Source organism: Luteimonas sp. A501, from assembly GCF_054052085.1.
The window spans coordinates 115,591-131,990 of record NZ_JBSVRI010000005.1 but is presented as its reverse complement, the minus strand read 5'-3'; the positions used below and the strand labels follow the sequence as shown (position 1 = coordinate 131,990).

General features: G+C 70.6%; 16 protein-coding genes and 1 pseudogene. 15 read left to right on the top strand and 2 right to left on the bottom strand.

Annotation, left to right across the window (positions count from 1 at the left end):
* Positions 1 to 18: 18 nt before the first annotated feature.
* Positions 19 to 537, bottom strand: a complete 519-nt coding sequence (locus tag ACW7G5_RS13460; RefSeq protein WP_457005315.1) for a hypothetical protein — start codon at positions 535 to 537, stop codon at positions 19 to 21.
* Between the two features lie 40 nt (positions 538 to 577).
* Between ACW7G5_RS13460 and ACW7G5_RS13455 the strand changes: the two genes are divergently transcribed.
* Positions 578 to 709: a hypothetical protein gene (locus ACW7G5_RS13455; protein WP_457005313.1), complete on the top strand. Its 132-nt coding sequence runs from the start codon at positions 578 to 580 to the stop codon at positions 707 to 709.
* Between the two features lie 134 nt (positions 710 to 843).
* Positions 844 to 1,431 (top strand): ECF-type sigma factor, encoded by a 588-nt coding sequence (locus ACW7G5_RS13450; protein ID WP_457005311.1) that lies wholly within the window; start codon positions 844 to 846, stop codon positions 1,429 to 1,431.
* Here the strand turns inward: ACW7G5_RS13450 and ACW7G5_RS13445 are convergent.
* Complete coding sequence (locus ACW7G5_RS13445) at positions 1,352 to 3,838, bottom strand: protein kinase domain-containing protein (RefSeq protein WP_457005309.1); 2,487 nt, start codon at positions 3,836 to 3,838, stop codon at positions 1,352 to 1,354. The two genes, ACW7G5_RS13450 and ACW7G5_RS13445, sit on opposite strands and share 80 nt — an antisense overlap.
* Positions 3,839 to 4,029: 191 nt before the next feature.
* On the opposite strand from ACW7G5_RS13445, the gene gspE reads away from it, so the two are divergent.
* The 13 genes and pseudogenes from gspE to ACW7G5_RS13380 all read left to right on the top strand — a co-directional run bounded on the left by gspE (position 4,030) and on the right by ACW7G5_RS13380 (position 16,389).
* Positions 4,030 to 5,742 (top strand): type II secretion system ATPase GspE, encoded by a 1,713-nt coding sequence (gene gspE / locus ACW7G5_RS13440; RefSeq protein ID WP_457005443.1) that lies wholly within the window; start codon positions 4,030 to 4,032, stop codon positions 5,740 to 5,742.
* Positions 5,743 to 5,831: 89 nt separating this feature from the next.
* Entirely contained in the window at positions 5,832 to 6,332 is a 501-nt protein-coding gene (locus ACW7G5_RS13435; RefSeq protein WP_457005307.1) for a hypothetical protein, read from the top strand.
* 130 nt (positions 6,333 to 6,462) lie between these two features.
* On the top strand, positions 6,463 to 7,680 hold the full coding sequence (xpsF, locus tag ACW7G5_RS13430) for a type II secretion system protein XpsF (protein WP_457005441.1): 1,218 nt from the start codon (positions 6,463 to 6,465) through the stop codon (positions 7,678 to 7,680).
* Between the two features lie 54 nt (positions 7,681 to 7,734).
* The gene (gene gspG / locus ACW7G5_RS13425; protein WP_457005305.1) at positions 7,735 to 8,163 is read left to right on the top strand and encodes a type II secretion system major pseudopilin GspG; all 429 of its coding nucleotides are present in this window, start codon (positions 7,735 to 7,737) and stop codon (positions 8,161 to 8,163) included.
* A 12-nt stretch (positions 8,164 to 8,175) separates the two neighbouring features.
* A complete protein-coding gene (gene xpsH, locus ACW7G5_RS13420; RefSeq protein WP_457005303.1) occupies positions 8,176 to 8,649 on the top strand; it encodes a type II secretion system protein XpsH in 474 nt (157 codons plus the stop codon).
* Positions 8,646 to 9,068: a type II secretion system protein XpsI gene (gene xpsI, locus ACW7G5_RS13415; protein WP_457005302.1), complete on the top strand. Its 423-nt coding sequence runs from the start codon at positions 8,646 to 8,648 to the stop codon at positions 9,066 to 9,068. The genes xpsH and xpsI overlap by 4 nt, the downstream gene beginning before the upstream one ends.
* A pseudogene (locus ACW7G5_RS13410) lies at positions 9,065 to 9,676 on the top strand (prepilin-type N-terminal cleavage/methylation domain-containing protein); the annotation flags it as partial. The gene xpsI and the pseudogene ACW7G5_RS13410, both read left to right, overlap by 4 nt.
* A 152-nt stretch (positions 9,677 to 9,828) precedes the next feature.
* Entirely contained in the window at positions 9,829 to 10,677 is an 849-nt protein-coding gene (locus ACW7G5_RS13405) for a general secretion pathway protein GspK (RefSeq protein WP_457005300.1), read from the top strand.
* Positions 10,677 to 11,849 carry a PilN domain-containing protein gene (locus ACW7G5_RS13400; RefSeq protein ID WP_457005299.1) on the top strand — a complete coding sequence of 391 codons (1,173 nt, stop codon included), beginning with the start codon at positions 10,677 to 10,679 and terminating at the stop codon, positions 11,847 to 11,849. Before ACW7G5_RS13405 ends, ACW7G5_RS13400 begins: the two co-directional genes overlap by 1 nt.
* Positions 11,830 to 12,459 carry a type II secretion system protein GspM gene (gspM, locus tag ACW7G5_RS13395; RefSeq protein WP_457005297.1) on the top strand — a complete coding sequence of 210 codons (630 nt, stop codon included), beginning with the start codon at positions 11,830 to 11,832 and terminating at the stop codon, positions 12,457 to 12,459. Before ACW7G5_RS13400 ends, gspM begins: the two co-directional genes overlap by 20 nt.
* Positions 12,449 to 13,249 carry a type II secretion system protein XpsN gene (locus tag ACW7G5_RS13390; RefSeq protein ID WP_457005295.1) on the top strand — a complete coding sequence of 267 codons (801 nt, stop codon included), beginning with the start codon at positions 12,449 to 12,451 and terminating at the stop codon, positions 13,247 to 13,249. Before gspM ends, ACW7G5_RS13390 begins: the two co-directional genes overlap by 11 nt.
* A 27-nt stretch (positions 13,250 to 13,276) precedes the next feature.
* A complete protein-coding gene (gspD, locus tag ACW7G5_RS13385; protein ID WP_457005293.1) occupies positions 13,277 to 15,499 on the top strand; it encodes a type II secretion system secretin GspD in 2,223 nt (740 codons plus the stop codon).
* A gap of 2 nt (positions 15,500 to 15,501) precedes the next feature.
* Positions 15,502 to 16,389 (top strand): glycosyltransferase family 2 protein, encoded by an 888-nt coding sequence (locus ACW7G5_RS13380; RefSeq protein WP_457005291.1) that lies wholly within the window; start codon positions 15,502 to 15,504, stop codon positions 16,387 to 16,389.
* Positions 16,390 to 16,400: the final 11 nt, after the last annotated feature.

Here is a 16,400-nt window from a genome sequence, read left to right as displayed (position 1 = left end):
TCTTTCCGCCGGCCAGGGTCAGGCCCCGATTTCCGCCTGCTGTACCGAGCCCAGATGTCCGATGCCGGTGCCGGCCGGCAGGTTGCAGGACAGGCTGGTCCAGCGCGAGAACGGGTTGCCGCCGTTGTCGACCGGAAGCCAGTGGAGACCCGTGGCTCCGCCGGGATCATTGGCGGGCACTTCCCGGGTCTTCGTCACGCTGAGGAACACGTCGCCCGCGTGGCTGTTGACGAGCGTGCAGGTGATTGAAGCCGGCGCGTCGTTGAGGTTGATCAGATAGACGAATATTTGTTGGGTTCCTCCCAGGCTGTTTCCGTCACCAATCAGCGCGCAGCTCACGAACGCGTTGGTGGAGCTCTCGTTCTGTACGGCCAAGGGCCTTTTGCGGATCCTGCCGTCGTACGCCGGCAATGCGGGCTGGCAAAGCGCGGGCGCGCTGGCGGTGGTCATGCGCGAGGTGGTGGCCGCATCGGTGTCGCCCGAAGCGAGGGCGAGCAAGGCGACGATGGACGTGGCGAGGAGGATCGGACGCTGCATGTGTACTCCCTGGTTGATACCGCGTGACAGTAGCGGTCTCATGGAATACGTGAACGGGCGCGGCAACCGGACGGAATTCGCCGGCGAAGCCGCCCGCGCCGCTGCCCGCGTGACGCTGCTGATGCCGCATCGTGAACCGCAGCGTCAGGGCGATTTCGGCATCACTTGCTAGTATCCGTTGCTGCACGGTCGAACCTCCACATGCGCCACCGGTCCGGGGCCAGGTCACGGTGGGGGCGGGACGCGGCGATTGGCTGGCGGGCACGGAATGCCGCGGCACCCACTGCGATGGAACGGGGTACGGATTTGCCAAACGATTCCACGGAAGAGATCTGCGCCAGCGCGGTCGAGCTCGCGCCACTGCTGTATCCGGACCTGCGGCGCGCGGCGCGTGGCATCCGCGCCGGCTACCGCGGCGGGGGAACCCTGCAGACCACGGCCCTGATCCACGAGGCCTGGCTCAAGGTGCTGCGCGGCGGTCCCTGGGAAAGCCGCAGGCATTTCCTCGCGGCCGCGGCGGTGGCCATGCGCCACGTGCTGGTGGACCAGGCGCGGTCGCGCTCACGGCAGCGCCGGGGCGGTGGCGTGGCGGCGGTCAGCCTGGACGAGGCCTTCCATTCGTTCGAGGCGGCCACGGACGTCGCGGGGCCGGATGACGACGCCAGCATCGCGATCGGCGATGCCATCCGTGACCTGGAGCGGATCAGTCCGCGCCTGGCGCGGGTGGTCGAGTGCCGCTATTTCGCCGGCTATACCGAGGCCGAGACGGCCGAGATCCTCGCTGTCACCGAACGCACGGTGCGGCGCGACTGGGTCAAGGCCCGTGACTGGCTGCAGCACCAGCTCCGTGACTTCGGGGGGCCGCTGGCGCCTGCGGAGCCTGCGACGGATTGACCGTGGGCGGCGGGTCGCCGTCGCGCCAGCCTGCCTCCAGCCGATCCAGCTGCTCAAGCGCGCCGGTGCCCCCGGGACCCAGCGTCGCCAGTATCTGGCGGGCACCCGCGGCGGCCTGCATCGCGCTGTCGCGCGCACCTGTCGAATCGTGGATTCGCGCCCGCGAGACGCCCAGCATCGCCGCCAGCAGGTGCTGCTCGCCGTGGGCATCGCGGATCAGGGGCAGGAGTCCGTCCAGTACGGCGTGGCCTTCGACCGGGTTGCCGATGCCTGCCAGCGCCTCGGCGAGGCCGAGCCCGGCGGCCAGCGACACCGGCGCCGCCGGCCCGCCGGCGTGGGCTTGGCCCATCTCGATCGCTTCGCGCAGGAGCGGGATCGCCTCCTGGTGCCGACCGAGCTGGCTGAGGGTCTTGCCGAGGTTGTTCAGCAGGGCCGCAGTCGCGGTGGACGGGCCGTAGAGTTCCCGTCGCAGCTGAAGGGCCGCGCGCATGCTGGCCGCGGCCTGCTCGGAGCGCAGCAGGCGCGCTTCGACCGCAGCCAGATTGTTGAGCGTGTTCAGCGCATCGGCGCTGCGCTCCTGGCCGAGTGCGCTCCATAGGGAGTGGGCCTGCTGGAACCGGTCGCTGGCCTGTTCCAGCTGGCCGGCCTGGAAGTAGGTGATGCCGAGGTTGTTGATCAGCACCGCGGTTTCGCGATGCTTCCGCCCCGAGAGCGCGATCCGCTGCCCAAGCGCCTGTTCAAGCGTTGCCAACGCCCGCGGGAAGTCGCCGTCGGCGCGTTCCAGCTGCGACTGGATCAGGCGGCTGTCGAGCAGCTCGGACAGATAGCGCCGCGGTTCGGCGGACCAGAATGCCTGCGCCTGGCGCAGGAGGGCCCAGGCGTCCTCCATCCGGCTTTCGCGATAGTTCACCTGCGCCAGATCGTGCTGCGCCATCGCCCGAACGTCCGCGGAGATCCGGTCGCCCTGCTCGACCAGGCGCTCGAGCAGCGGCCGGGCGCCGGTGTAGTCGTTGAGCTGGAAGAACAGTTCGGAAAGCGCGATGGAGATGTCGGCGTGGGCCTCGGGGTCGTTGGCGAACTGTTCGTCGACCTCGTCCGCGGCACGGGCAAGCACGTCGCGCGCGGTCATGTCGTCGTTGCCCTGCAGCTCACCGGCGGACCGGAACATCAGCATCAGGTACTGGCGCACGGCGTTGTTGCGGACCACCTCGCGCCGGGCATGGTCGCGCTCCATGGCGGCTTCGCGGCCTTGCACGATCACGCCGCCAAGGCCCAGCAGCAGGCTGGCGACGGCGACGCCGGCCAGCGCGGTGGCGAGCCTGTGCCGACGCACAGTGCGCACCACGACGTAGGCAAGCGTCGGTTTGCGCGCCCTGATCGGCCGTTGCTCCAGGTGCGCCTTCAGGTCGTATGCGAGTTCGTCGGTGTTGCGGTAGCGCTTGCCGGGTTCGGGCTGCAGCGCCTTCAGCACGATGGTGTCCAGATCCCCGCGCACGGCGCGTGCGGCCGCTCCGCGCAGCCGGCTGCTCGGCCGCGGGGTGTCCTGCACCCACAACCGCTCCAGCGCGCGCATCAATGGCAGGCCACCAAGCTGCCAGGGCCGCTCGCCGGTCAGCAGCTCGAACATGATCACGCCGAGTGCGAACACGTCGGTGGCGGTGGAGATCGTGCCGCCGTCGAGTTGCTCCGGTGCGCAGTAGTCCGGGGAGGCACGGATCACCTGGGTGGCGTCGTCGTCGACGCTGGACAAGTGCTTCGCGATGCCGAAATCGAGCAGGCGCAGGCGTCCGTCGGCCGATACCAGCATGTTCCCGGGCTTCAGGTCGCGATGCACCACCAGGTGCCGGTGTGCATGCCCGACCGCGTCGCAGGCCTGCAGCACCAGCTCCAGGCGCTCCCGCAGGGGAAGGTCGCGTGCGTAGTCGGTCACCGACTGGCCGTCGACGTACTCCATGACGGCATACGGCGTGCCCTGGTATTCGCTGCCGTCCAGCAGGCGCGCGATCGAGGGGTGCTCGAGGCGGGCGAGGATGCGCCGCTCGGCGGCAAACCGGGCCCGGTCCTCCTCCGACTCCATCCGCAGCAGCAGCTTCAGCGCCGCGCGCTGCTCGAAATCCGCGTCCACCCGCTGCGCAAGGTAGACCTCGCCCATTCCGCCGCGGCCGATCAGGCGCTCCACGCGCCAGTTGTCGACCAGCGTCCCGGGCTGCAAGCGTGGCTGCAGCGCCGGGGCCGGGTCCGGGGCGGTGACGTCGCTGGTATGGCTCGCCTGCAGCAGGCGCTCCACTTCGGCGCGGATGCCGGCATCCGCTTCAAGCGACATCAGCAGCGCGGACTGCTCCCCGGCCGACACGTCGACGACCTGGTCGAACAGCTCCCACGTCCGCTTCCAGCGTGCTGCATCCATGTCTTCCCGCTCCTGACTGTGCGACGGGCGTCGATACCCACAGCCGACCCCCGTGCTCCCCTCGGCCGATGGTATCCGAAGCCACTACCACGGGCCGCCACCCTGGCCACGGCGGGTTCCTGCCCGGCATCGGGCAAGGACCGGGTGGAGCGCGACCGGTCTGCTAAAGTCGGCCACCGCACGAAATCCCGCTGGAACGAGTGAATACCGACACGATCCAAGCCTCCGCCGACGAACGCATCGTCGCTGCCCTGCTTGAAAAGGGCCGGGTGAAAGACGCCGACCTTGGCCGCGCGCGGCGCCTGCAGGAGGAAACCGGCGGCAGCCTGCTGTCACTGCTCGGCCGGCTGGGCCTGGTGTCCGAACGCGACCACGCCGAGGCCTGCGCCCAGGTCATGGAGCTGCCGCTGGCCAGCGCCAAGGACCTGCCGGAGATGCCACCTGACGGCACGCCGCTGACCGCGCGCTTCATGACCCAGTTCCACGTCGTGCCGGTGGGCGAGGGCGAAGGCTTCATCGATGTGCTTGCCGCCGACCCGCAGGATCCCTATGCGCTCGACGCCGTGCGCCTGGCCACGGGCAAGGCGGTGCGCGTCAACGTTGCGCTGCGTTCGGAAATCGCCGGGCTGGTCGAGCGCTGGCATGGCCAGGGCCGCAGCGCGATGGGCGCGATCGTCGAAAGCGCCGAAGGCGACGGCGGCGACATGGACGACGTCGAGCACCTGCGCGACCTCGCCTCCGAGGCGCCGGTGATCCGGCTGGTGAACCTGGTGATCCAGCGGGCGGTGGAGCTGCGTGCGTCCGACATCCACGTCGAGCCCTTCGAGAACCGGCTGAAGGTGCGCTATCGCGTCGACGGCGTGCTGGAGGAGGGCGAAAGCCCGCCGACCAACCTCACCGCCGCGGTGATCAGCCGCATCAAGATCATGGCCAAGCTCAACATCGCCGAGCGCCGCCTGCCGCAGGACGGCCGCATCATGCTGCGGGTACAGGGCAAGGAGCTCGACCTGCGCGTGTCCACCGTGCCCACGGCGCACGGCGAGAGCGTGGTGATGCGCCTGCTTGACCGCGAGACGGTGGTGTTCGACTTCCACAAGCTCGGCTTCACCGACAATTTCCTGCCGCAGTTCGAGGCAGTGCTGCAGCAGCCGCACGGCATCCTGCTGGTCACCGGGCCGACCGGCTCCGGCAAAACCACCACGCTGTACACGGCGCTGTCGAAGCTCAACACCGCCGACGTCAAGATCATCACCGTCGAGGATCCGGTCGAGTACCAGATCGAGGGCATCAACCAGATCCAGGCCAAGCCGCAGATCGGGTTGGACTTCTCTCATGCGCTGCGCTCGATCGTGCGCCAGGATCCGGACATCATCATGATCGGCGAGATGCGCGACCTCGAGACCGCGCGCATCGCGATCCAGTCGGCGCTGACCGGGCACCTGGTGCTGAGCACGCTGCATACCAACAACGCCGCCGGCGGCATCACCCGCATGCTCGACATGGGGGTGGAGGACTACCTGCTCACGTCGACCATCAACGGCATCCTGGCCCAGCGCCTGGTGCGCCGCCTGGAGCCTTCGCACGCGGAGAAGTACCTGGCGTCGCCGGAGGAAGTCGAGAAGTTCGGGCTGCGGAAGTACCAGCCCGAGGGCGAGATCTTCCTGTACCGCCCGCGCGGCTCGGCCATCGCGCCCACCGGCTACCTCGGCCGTACCACGATCATGGAGTTCCTGGTGATGAACGACGCGCTGCGCCGCGCGGTCATGCGCCACGCCGGCATGGGCGAAATCGAGCAGCTCGCCCGCGACGCGGGCATGCGCACGATGTACGAGGACGGCATCATCAAGGCGATGGCGGGCATGACCACCATCGAGGAAGTGCTGCGGGTGACCGAGGACGCGTAAGCCGACGCGCAGGCCGGGATGAATCCGTGATAAACAGCATGCGGCGTAGCCGGCGCGCCATTCTTTCCGCCGGTACCAGGGGGAATTGGATGAAGTTCTTGATGAAGTCGCTGCTGTGTTCGGCCGTCGTGGCCGCGGGCGTCGCCCAGGCCGGAGTTCCGGCCATGGTGGAGCGGACCCAGTATTTCAACGCGGCGGCGCACTGCCAGGCCTCGCTGTCGAAATTCGATGACGCACTGCGCAAGCGTCCGCTCGCCCTGCAGAACGAGGGCACGACCAGCGCCTTCGTGACCTGCGCGATCCCCACCCAGGGCCAGGTGGACGGACTCGAGGTCTACGTGTCGAGCCACGACGGCAGCGCCGCGCCGGTTGCATGCACCGCGGTGACCGGCTGGCACGGTGGCACCAACTACTACGTGACCCAGGTCACCGATACCGCCTCCGGCTACGCCGGGTTCTACTGGGCTGCGTCGGACTTCGTCGAAGGGGCCACCGTGTTCCCGAACGGCTACCTCGCGCTGTCGTGCAACCTCGCACCTGGCACGGGCCTGAACGATTTCTGGCTGCATTACTCCGAAACCGTCGGCTGAGCCCGGCTGCCGTCGCGTCGCCGCCCATCCGGCGGCGGCCCGTCACGCGACGCCTTGCCCGTCCGCCGCGCCCAGCACCGGCGCGACCTGCGGTAACGTGTCGGCCCTGCCCGATGCCCGCCCCCGACCGATGCCGCTTTACCGCTACAAAGCACTGAACAGCCGCGGCGAGACCCTGGACGGCCAGATGGAGGCTGCCAGCGACGCCGAGGTGGCGCTGCGCCTGCAGGAGCAGGGCCACCTGCCGGTCGAAGCCCGCCTGGCCAGCGAAGGCGGCGGCGAGGGTTCGCTCAGGTCGCTGTTCAAGCCCAAGCCGTTCTCGGGCGAACGCCTGGTGCAGTTCACCCAGCAGCTGGCGACGCTGCTTGGCGCCGGACAGCCGCTTGATCGCGCACTGACCATCCTGCTCGACCTGCCCGAGGACGAGGCCGCCAAGCGCACCATCACCGACGTCCGCGACCAGGTGCGCGGCGGCACGGCGCTGTCGACCGCGCTCGAGCGCCAGCACGGCAGCTTCTCGCGCCTGTACATCAACATGGTCCGCGCCGGCGAGGCGGGCGGCACCCTGCAGGACACCCTGCAGCGCCTGGCGGACTACCTGGAGCGCTCGCGTTCGCTGCGCGGCCGGGTGATGAACGCGCTGATCTACCCGGCGATCCTGATCCTGATGGTGGGCCTGGCGCTGCTGTTCCTGCTTGGCTACGTGGTGCCCCAGTTCGGCGTGATGTACGAAAGCCTGGACGCGGAGCTTCCGTTCTTCACCAAGATCGTCCTTGGCCTGGGCGAGCTGGTGCGCGACTGGTGGATCGTGCTGCTGGCGGTACCGGCGATGGCGGCGCTGTGGTTCGACCGGCGCCTGCGCGACCCGGCGTTCCGCGCACGTTTCGACGAGTGGCTGCTCGGGCGCAAATTCATAGGCGGGCTGGTGGCGCGGATCGAGACCGCGCGCCTGATGCGTACCCTGGGCACCCTGCTGAAGAACGGCGTGCCGCTGATCGCGGCCCTGGGCATCGGCCGCAACGTCCTCGGGAACCGTGCGCTCGCCGCCGATGTCGAAGCAGCGGGCGAGGAGGTCAAGAACGGCGTCGCGCTGTCCACGGCGCTGGCGCGCGGCAAGCGATTCCCGCGGCTGGCACTGCAGATGGTGCAGGTCGGCGAGGAGTCCGGCGCGCTGGACACGATGCTGCTCAAGACCGCCGACACCTTCGAGGCCGAGACCGGCCAGGCCCTGGACCGCATGCTGGCCGCGCTGGTCCCGGTGATCACCCTGCTGCTGGCGGTGGTGGTCATGGTGGTGATCCTGGCGGTGCTGGTACCGATCTACGACCTCACCAATGTCATAGGCTAGCCGCCTGCCCGGCGCCCGGGCACCCGACACCCCATATCAATACAGGCAGGTTCCATGCACAAGCGACCCTTCACCCGTTCTCCCCGCCAGTCCCAGGGCGGCTTCAGCCTCATCGAGATCATCGTGGTGGTGATGCTCATGGGCGGCATCGTCGCGTTCGCGGCCTCGCGCATCATGGGCGGTGGCGATCGAGCCAAGGTCCGCTTGGCCGAAGCGCAGGTGCAGACCATGGCCGAGAAGATCAACCAGTTCGAGATGGACACCGGCAGCCTGCCCAACGCGCTGTCGGAGCTGGTCAATTCGCCCGGTGGCGCGGCAGGCTGGCTTGGCCCCTATGCGAAGGCCTCGGAGCTCAACGATCCCTGGAACACGCCCTTCGAGTACCGCGTGCCCGGCGATGCCGGCGCCTTCGACATCGTCAGCTATGGCGCCGACCGCAAGCCCGGTGGCGAAAGCGTGGACGCGGACATCCGTTACGAATAAGGAGTCGCGGCAATGAACGCCGGGTGCGGCGGTGCGGGCCGCTGCGGCGGCTTTTCCCTGCTCGAACTGTTGCTGGTCATGGTGCTGATCGCCGCGACCGGCGTGCTGGCCGCGGGCGTGGTCGGCGGCGGCTTCGCGCGCATGGAACTGCGCAGCCAGACCCGCGACGTCGCTACCCAGCTGCGCTTCACCCGCGCCCGCGCGCTCGATACCGGCGTGCCGCAGACCTTCAGCATCGATCCCCGCGGCCACCGGTGGCAGGGCGCGGACGGACGCAGCGGCGAGGTGCCGGCGTCGCTGGGCATCCACTTCACCGGTGCGCGCGAGCTGCAGCCGACCGAAGGCGTCGGCGCGATCATGTTCTTCGGCGACGGCGCGTCCACGGGCGGGCGCGTGCAGCTGAGCCGCGACCAGGCCGCGTTCGACATCGACGTGGCCTGGCTGACCGGCGAGGTGACCGTGCACCGGGCCGAGGGCGTGCGATGACCAGGCAACGGCAACGCGGGTACACCCTGCTCGAGGTGCTGGTGGCCTTCGTGGTGCTGGCGCTGGCGCTGACGTTCCTGCTGGGCACGCTGTCCGGCGGCACGCGCCAGGTGCGCTGGTCGGCGGACGCAGGGCGGGCGGCGCTGCACGCGCAGTCCCTGCTGGCCGATGTCGGCGTCGGCGAGGCGCTGCGGCCCGGGCGCGATGAAGGTGATCTCGAGGACGGCCGCTATCGCTGGCAGCTCGAGGTCGCGCCCTATATCGATCCGCTGCGTCCGGGCGGTGCGCCCCAGGATCCGTTTGCCGCACAGCTCATGCAACTGCGTCTCGAGCTTGCATGGGGCGACGGCACGCGCGCGCAGCGGCTGGTGGTCGACTCGTTGCGCCTGGTGCAGCCGGAGCCGGGGACGGAGCCATGAGCCGTACCCGGGCCGCCGGCTTCACCCTGATCGAGGTCCTGCTGGCCACGGCGCTGCTGGCCAGCGGTCTTGCGCTGGGCTTCGCGACCTTGCGCGCGGCCACGGCCACCGTCGAGCGCGGCGAAGCCATGGCCGCGCGCAGCGAACGCATGCGTGCGGTTGAAGGCTTCCTGCGCCGGCGCCTTGCGGCGGCGCAGGCCATCGCCTTCGACCAGGATCCGGACAACGGCGGCGCGCTGCGCTTCATCGGTGAGCCGGACCGCATCCGCTTCGTCGCCGACCTCCCGAGCTACCTCGGCCGCGGCGGTCCGCACCTGCATGACATCGCCGTGTACGGCCAGGGCGATGACACGACATTGGCAGTGTCGTTCGCGATGGTGCTGGCCGGAGAAACCATCGAGGAGGACCAGCCGCGCGAACCGGAGCCGCTGGTCGAGGGCCTGACCGGGCTGCGCATCCTCTACCGCGGGCTTGATGACGAGAACGGCCTGACCGACTGGCTGGATGCGTGGGAGTCGAGCGAGACGCTGCCGCTGCAGGTGTCGATAGAAATCGAGAGCGCCGGTGGCGGTGCCTGGCCGCCGCTGGTGGTCGCGCTGCCGCAGGCGGGGACCACGCCGCACATGGGCAGCGGGCGCTCGCGCCTGGGGCCCGCGCAACGGCCCGGCCAGCGGCCCGTGCAGCGACCCGGCCAGCGGCCGGGACGGGGCGATGGCAACGGCCGGTCCCGCGTGCGCGACCGGTTCCCGGGGAGGCGATGATGTCGACGCAGCGGGGTGCAGCCCTGATCCTGGTGATGTGGCTGGTGGCGCTGTTGACCGCGCTGATCGGCGCCTATGCGGCCACCGCGCGCATCGAGTACATGCAGGGGCGCGGCCTGCACGGCGCGGTCGCCGCCGAGTCCGCCGCGCGCGCCGGCCTGGAGTACGCGCTGGTCCGGGTGCAGGCGCAGGAGCCCGACTATGCCTGGATGCCGGATGGCCGCCCGTATCGCTGGAGCTTTGGCGCGGCGACGGTCGAGGTCCGGATCGTGGACGAGTCGGGCAAGGTCGATCTCAACGCCGCGGACGTGGGCCTGCTGTCGTCGCTGATCCGTGCGGTCGGCACCGAACAGGAGCGGGCCGATGCGGTCGCGGCCGCGATCGTCGACTGGCGCGATGCCGACGACCTCACCCAGCCGATGGGCGGCGCCGAGGGTCCGCAATACGCACAGGCCGGAAGGCCGTACGGCGCCAAGAACGCACCCTTCGAGACCGTGCCCGAGCTCGAGCAGGTGCTCGGCATGGACCGCACCCTGTTTGAAGCCGTCGCACCCCACCTCACCGTGTTCAGCGGCCTGCCGCAGCCCGACCAGCGCTTTGCCGGCGGCCCGGTGCTGCAGGCGCTTGGCGTCGATCCGCAGGCGACGCTGATGCAGCGCGACGCGGACGATGCATTCACGCCCGATCTCGTGGGCGGCGGCAGTGGCACGTATAGTATCGACAGCCGCGCCCGGCTCGCCGATGGTCGCCAGGCCGTGCTGCGCGCCGTGGTTCGCGCAGGAGGGGGCGGATTGCCGGGTTCGGCGTACGTCCCGCTGCAATGGGAAGAGGGAGCCACGCCGCGCTGATGGCAGTCGCAAACGACACCGCTGCTGTAACACCGCGTCGCCAGGCGCTCGGCCGCCTGGGTGGCTCGCTGCGCCCGCGCGCCGCAGGCTTCTGGCGTTGGTGGACGCAGGCGCTTGCCACCTGGCTGCCGCTGCGCCTGCGCGAGCTGTTCGGGCTTGCGCGCGAGCGCCTGCTGCTGCACGTGACCGCCGACGGCCTGCGCGTATCCATCGACGGCGGCACCGGGGCGCGCACCTTGGGCGACCTGCCGCCGCTGCCGGAAGGCGTCGATGATCCGCTGGCCTCGCTGCTGGCACAGCGCGTGGCCAAGCTGCCGCGCTGGCTGCTGCTGCCCGAAGCCGCCGCGCTGCGCCGGCGCATGCCGCTGCCGGCGGCGGCCAGTGCGCGCCTGCACGAGGTCCTCGGCTTCGAGATCGAGCGGCAGACGCCATTCCCCGCCGCCGATGTCGAGTACGACGCGCGCCTGGTCGGCCACCGTGCCGACGGCCAGGTCGACGCCGAACTCGTGGTGGTCCCACGACAGGCACTCGAGGCGCGGCTGGCCGCGCTCGGCCCGCTGGCCACCACCCTGACCGGCGTCGACGTGGATGCCGGCGACGGCACCGGCCGGGGCGTGAACCTGCTGCCCGGCGCGCGCCGCCACCGCCGCGTCGACCCGTGGATGAGCTGGAACCTGGCCCTGGGCCTGGTGACCGTGGTCGCCACCGCCGCCGCGCTGTGGCAGGTCCTGGACAACCGCCGTGCCGCCGCCGACGCCTTCGAAGCCGAAGTCGCGCAGGCCGCGACCCGCGCCCGCGGCGCTTCCACGCAGCGCCAGGCCCTGGTGGACCTGGTCGAAGGCATGGCCTTCCTGCAGGCCACCCGCGCCGCGCGCCCGACCACGGTTGAAGTGATGGACGAACTGTCGCGGCGCCTGCCGGACTCGACCTACCTGGAAAAACTGTCCATCGAGGACACCCGGATCCTGCTGATCGGCCTGAGCAACGAGGCGCCGTCGCTGGTGCAGAGGCTGGAAGGGTCGCCGCTGTGGCGTTCGCCGGCGCTGGCCGGGGCGCTGCAGCCGGATCCACGCAGCGGCCGAGACCGCTTCACCCTGACCGCCGAACTGGTGGTGGCGCCGGCCGCGGCCGCGCAGGACCGGGAGCCCGCGCGTGCGCGAAGCAATCCCTGACCGCGACCGCTGGCTGGCGCTGGCGATCCTTGCCGGCGCACTGGCCGTGGCCTACCTGGTGCTGGTGCACCCCTGGTGGACCGCGCCGATGCTCGAGGTCGGCGAGCGCATCGAAAACCTGCAGCAACGCGACCTGCGCGTGCGCATGGAGCTCGCACAGGCCCCGCACGTGCAGGAGCGGATGGCCGAAGTGCAGGACATCGCCGCGCGCGTGCCCGGCTTCATGGCCGAGGGCAGCACGGAGCTCGCCACCGCCGCGCTGATCGCGCGCCTGGAAACCGCCGTGCTCGAAGCCAGCCCCGGCAACCGCAGCTGCGCCATCCGCAACCGCTCGCCGATGACCGAGCCGCGCCAGGGCCGCTTCCCGCGCGCGGTGGTCCAGGTGCGCCTGCACTGCGGCAATCCCGAGCTCGCGGCGGTGCTGCACTCGCTGGAAGGCGGCGCGCCGCGGCTGTTCGTCGACAACCTCAACGTGCTGGCCCCGCGCCAGGTCTTCGGCCGCAGCGGCAACGGCGCCCAGGGCGCAGGGCTGGACATCACCTTCGACCTGTATGGCTACCTGCGGCCGGTGCCCGCCGCCCCGGGCCAGGGAGGCGACGATGCGCGCTGAGGTCCCGGGCGCGCGTACCTGGGTGCTCGGCGCCGTGGCGCTGTGGGCGCTCGCGACCTGGGCGCTGGGCCTGTTCGGGCTCGGTGGGCGCGTCGACCGCCTGCCGCCGGATCCCGAGCTGGTACAGGCCCTGCCCGCGGCCATCCAGCCCGGCGAAGAGCGCCTGGGTCCGCTTACGCAGTACGCCGAGCTGGGTGACCGGCCGATGTTCACCACCGATCGCCGGCCGCAGCCCTTCTTCATCAATCCGCAGGGCGAGGAAGCGCCGGCGGAGTTCGAGTACGTGTTGACCAGCATCCTGCTCACGCCGGGGCTCGAGGTGGCGATCGTGCAGCCTGCCGAGGGCGGCGAGTCGCTGCGGCTCAAGGTGGGCGAAAGCGCCGCGGGTGCGCCGGGCTGGCAGCTGGCGTCGATGACGCCGCGCAGCGCCGTGTTCGACGGCCCCGAGGGCCAGCGCACGCTGGAGCTGCGGGTGTTCGACGGCGTTGGCGGCGAGGCCCCGACGGCGATGTCCACCCCCTCCGCACCCCGGGATGCTCCGGTGCGTGGGCGCGCGGCCGCCGACGAAGATGGCAACAGCGCGGCCGGCAACCGCCCGGTGGTGGTGACGACCTCGAGCTCGCCCGCGCCCACCGAAGTCGAAGTCCCGGCGCCCGGCCAGCCGGCGCAGGACGCCGAAGTGCCCGCCGAGGCCGCCCCCGAAGACCAGGTCAATGCCATCCGCCAGCGCATCGAGGCGCGCCGCGCACGCCAGCGCGAGCAGGCCCAGCAGGAAGCAGAAAGCCAGTGACCGGCCCGAATCCCTAGAATGCCCGAGATGACCCTGACCAAGACCCTCAAGCCGGCGCTTGCCGCATTCCTTGCCACCCTGCTGGCCGCCTGCGCTTCGGCGCCGGTGCCCGACGTGCGCCGGGAGGCGCGCATGCCGGCCCCGGTGATCCAGGTCGACGGGGTCCCGCGTGACGCGAGCGCAGCCCTTGGCACCGACGGCATCGCCGAGCAGGCGCTCCCCGAAGGCCCGCGGGCGCAGAAGCACCGCGGCGATGGCCGGGTCATCAATGAATCGCTGGCGGCCTCGGCGCCGCCCAACCTTGCCGGCACCACCGGCGAGGCCACCTTCAACTTCGAAGGCGAGTCGCTGCACGCCGTGGTCAAGGTGATCCTGGGCGACATGCTCGGCCAGAACTACGTGATCGCCCCGGGCGTGCAGGGCACGGTGACCCTGGCCACGCCGAAGACGGTCAGCCCGGCACAGGCGCTCAGCCTGCTGGAGATGGTGCTGGGCTGGAACAACGCCCGCATGATCTATGCCGAAGGCCGCTACAACATCGTGCCCGCCGAAGGCGCGGTCGCCAGCGGCGCGGTCGCGGCGCGCACCGGCACCGCCACCGGCGCGCGCGGCTTCGAAACCCGCGTGGTGCCGCTGCAGTACATCTCCGCGGTCGAAATGGAGAAGGTGCTGCAGCCGTATGCGCGCGCCAACGCCATCGTCGGCGTCGATGCCGGCCGCAACGTCATCACCGTTGCCGGCTCGCGCCAGGAGCTGGAAAACTACCTGCGCACGATCCAGATCTTCGACGTCGACTGGCTGTCGGGCATGTCGGTGGGCGTGTTCCCGCTGGTTGCCGGGCGTGCGCCGCAGGTGGTCGCGGACTTGGAAAAGGTCTTCGGCGCGGAAAGCAGTTCGCCGGTGGCCGGCATGTTCCGCTTCATGCCGCTGGAAGGCGCCAATGCGGTGCTGGTGATCACCTCGCAGCCGGCCTACCTCGACCAGATCGAACAGTGGATCAACCGCATCGACGGCGCCGGCGGCGGCGTGCAGCTGTTTTCCTACGAGCTGAAATACGTCACCGCCAAGGACCTGGCCGAGCGCCTGTCGGAGGTCTACGGCAGCGGCGGCGGGCGCTCCGGCGGCGGTGGCCGCGGCGGTGCATCGCTGATGCCGGGCCTCGAGTCCACGGAAATCGACGACGGTGGCATGGACGGAGGAATGTCCAGCGCAAACCTTGGCCGCGATGGCGGTGGCAGCGGCAGCGGCAGCGGCGGTCTCGGCGGCGGCACGCTGTCACTGGGTGAACGCCAGGGTGGCAATGCCTCGGTGACCCTCGAGGTCGACGGCAGCGAAGTGGGTGTCTCCGCAGTCGACGAAAGCAACACGCTGCTGGTGCGTTCCACCGGCCAGGCCTGGCGCTCGATCCGCGAGGTCATCGACCGCCTGGACGTGATGCCGCTGCAGGTGCATATCGAGGCGCAGGTGGTCAAGGTGACCTTGACCGGCGGCCTGGAGTACGGCGTGAGCTGGTTTCTTGAAAAGGGCATGACCGACAACGGCATCGGTCCCTTCCCGGCGCCGGCCGCGGGTGGCCCGAGCGGCTGGAGCACGCTGGGCGCCGCGCTCGGTACCGCGGCGAACCCGGGCGCGGTCTGGAGCCTGGTCAAGAACGATGCCGCCGCGGTCATCCGTGCGCTGGACCAGGTGTCGGACGTGCAGATGCTGCAGACCCCGTCGGTGCTGGTGCGCAACAACTACGAGGCGACGCTCAACGTGGGCGACAGGATCCCGATCACGTCGGTGTCCTACAACCCCGGCTTTGGCGGTGGCGACACCGTCGGCCAGGTGCAGTACCTCGACACCGGCACCATCCTCAAGGTGCGCCCGCGCGTGACCCGCGACGGCACCGTGTTCCTGGACATCGTGCAGGAAGTCAGCGCGCCGACCGACACCGATGCCAACGGCAACCGCACCATCAATACCAACCGGCTCAAGACCAATGCGGTGGTGCAGAGCGGTGACACGGTGTTCCTGGCCGGCCTGATCACCGACGACGTGACCCGGGGTGCATCCGGCATACCGGGCCTGAGCAGGATCCCGGTGATCGGCGGTCTCTTCGGATCGCAGCGCTCGCGCACCGAGCGCAGCGAGATCGTGGTGCTGCTGACGCCGACGCTGGTTCGCGATGGCAACGACGCTCGCAACCTGACCGACGAATACGGCCGCCGCTTCCGCGCGCTGGAGCCGCTGAACCGGACCACCGACTGAGCATGGCCGGCGGGCAGGGCGCCGGCGTGCCCGGACCGCGGAGCGAAGCCTCGGGCGAGCTTCCGATCGTGCTGCTCCCGGTGGCGGTGGATGACGACGTGCTCGATGCCTGCCTGGCGGCGCTCGATGCCGGCACGCCCGCGGGCACGCGGGTCTGGTTGGCCGATGATGCCCAAGCCGGTCCCCGGGGCCTCGCGATCATCGAACGCTGGCTGGAACGCACGCCGCTGCGCGCCGAGTACACGCGGCGCCAGCGACGCCTGGGCGAAGTCGCGCACCTGGACGAAGCCCTGGCCGCCTGCGGCCACGCCGACGTGATCGTGCTGGCCGCCGATGCGGTGCCGGGTCCCGGCTGGGCAGGGCGGCTGGCGGCCTGCGCTGCACGCGATGGCGCCATCGCCACCGCCACGCCCTGGTGCAACGCCGGCGAGACCGCGGCCTGGCCGGACTGCGGCGAGGTCTCTCCACGGCCGGACGAAGCCGAGCTCGTGCGCTTGGCGCGGGCCGCCGAACGCATGCCGTCGACCTGCCCCGAACTGCCTTCCGCGATCGACCACGCGGTCTTCATCCGCGGTCGTGCGCGTGCGAAGGCCGGTGGCCTGGACGCCGCAAGCTACGCCTCCTGGTATGCGGCCCTGATCGACCTGTCGCTGCGCATGGCCGGGCTGGGCTGGCGCAACGTGTTGTGCGAAACCGCCTTCGTCGCACGCGGCGGCGAGGGCGGCCCGGCCGAAGGCGACCTGGATGCACTGGCCGCGCGCTGGCCGGGGTGGCGGCCGCGGCTCGCGGAATTCCTGATGCACGATCCGATCAGCGACTGCCGCCGCGGGCTTGCGCACCGCCTCGATGGTCTTGAGCCGCCGTCGCAGCACGAGTTGTTCGCGCCGTGAGCGCGCCTGTC

Coding starts and splice junctions, on each gene's coding strand:
- ACW7G5_RS13460 (WP_457005315.1), bottom strand. CDS start 537: ATGCAGCGTCCGATCCTCCTCGCCACGTCCATCGTCGCCTTGCTCGCC.
- ACW7G5_RS13455 (WP_457005313.1), top strand. CDS start 578: ATGGAATACGTGAACGGGCGCGGCAACCGGACGGAATTCGCCGGCGAA.
- ACW7G5_RS13445 (WP_457005309.1), bottom strand. CDS start 3,838: ATGGATGCAGCACGCTGGAAGCGGACGTGGGAGCTGTTCGACCAGGTC.
- ACW7G5_RS13435 (WP_457005307.1), top strand. CDS start 5,832: ATGAAGTTCTTGATGAAGTCGCTGCTGTGTTCGGCCGTCGTGGCCGCG.
- xpsF (WP_457005441.1), top strand. CDS start 6,463: ATGCCGCTTTACCGCTACAAAGCACTGAACAGCCGCGGCGAGACCCTG.
- gspG (WP_457005305.1), top strand. CDS start 7,735: ATGCACAAGCGACCCTTCACCCGTTCTCCCCGCCAGTCCCAGGGCGGC.
- xpsH (WP_457005303.1), top strand. CDS start 8,176: ATGAACGCCGGGTGCGGCGGTGCGGGCCGCTGCGGCGGCTTTTCCCTG.
- xpsI (WP_457005302.1), top strand. CDS start 8,646: ATGACCAGGCAACGGCAACGCGGGTACACCCTGCTCGAGGTGCTGGTG.
- ACW7G5_RS13405 (WP_457005300.1), top strand. CDS start 9,829: ATGTCGACGCAGCGGGGTGCAGCCCTGATCCTGGTGATGTGGCTGGTG.
- ACW7G5_RS13400 (WP_457005299.1), top strand. CDS start 10,677: ATGGCAGTCGCAAACGACACCGCTGCTGTAACACCGCGTCGCCAGGCG.
- ACW7G5_RS13390 (WP_457005295.1), top strand. CDS start 12,449: ATGCGCGCTGAGGTCCCGGGCGCGCGTACCTGGGTGCTCGGCGCCGTG.
- gspD (WP_457005293.1), top strand. CDS start 13,277: ATGACCCTGACCAAGACCCTCAAGCCGGCGCTTGCCGCATTCCTTGCC.
- ACW7G5_RS13380 (WP_457005291.1), top strand. CDS start 15,502: ATGGCCGGCGGGCAGGGCGCCGGCGTGCCCGGACCGCGGAGCGAAGCC.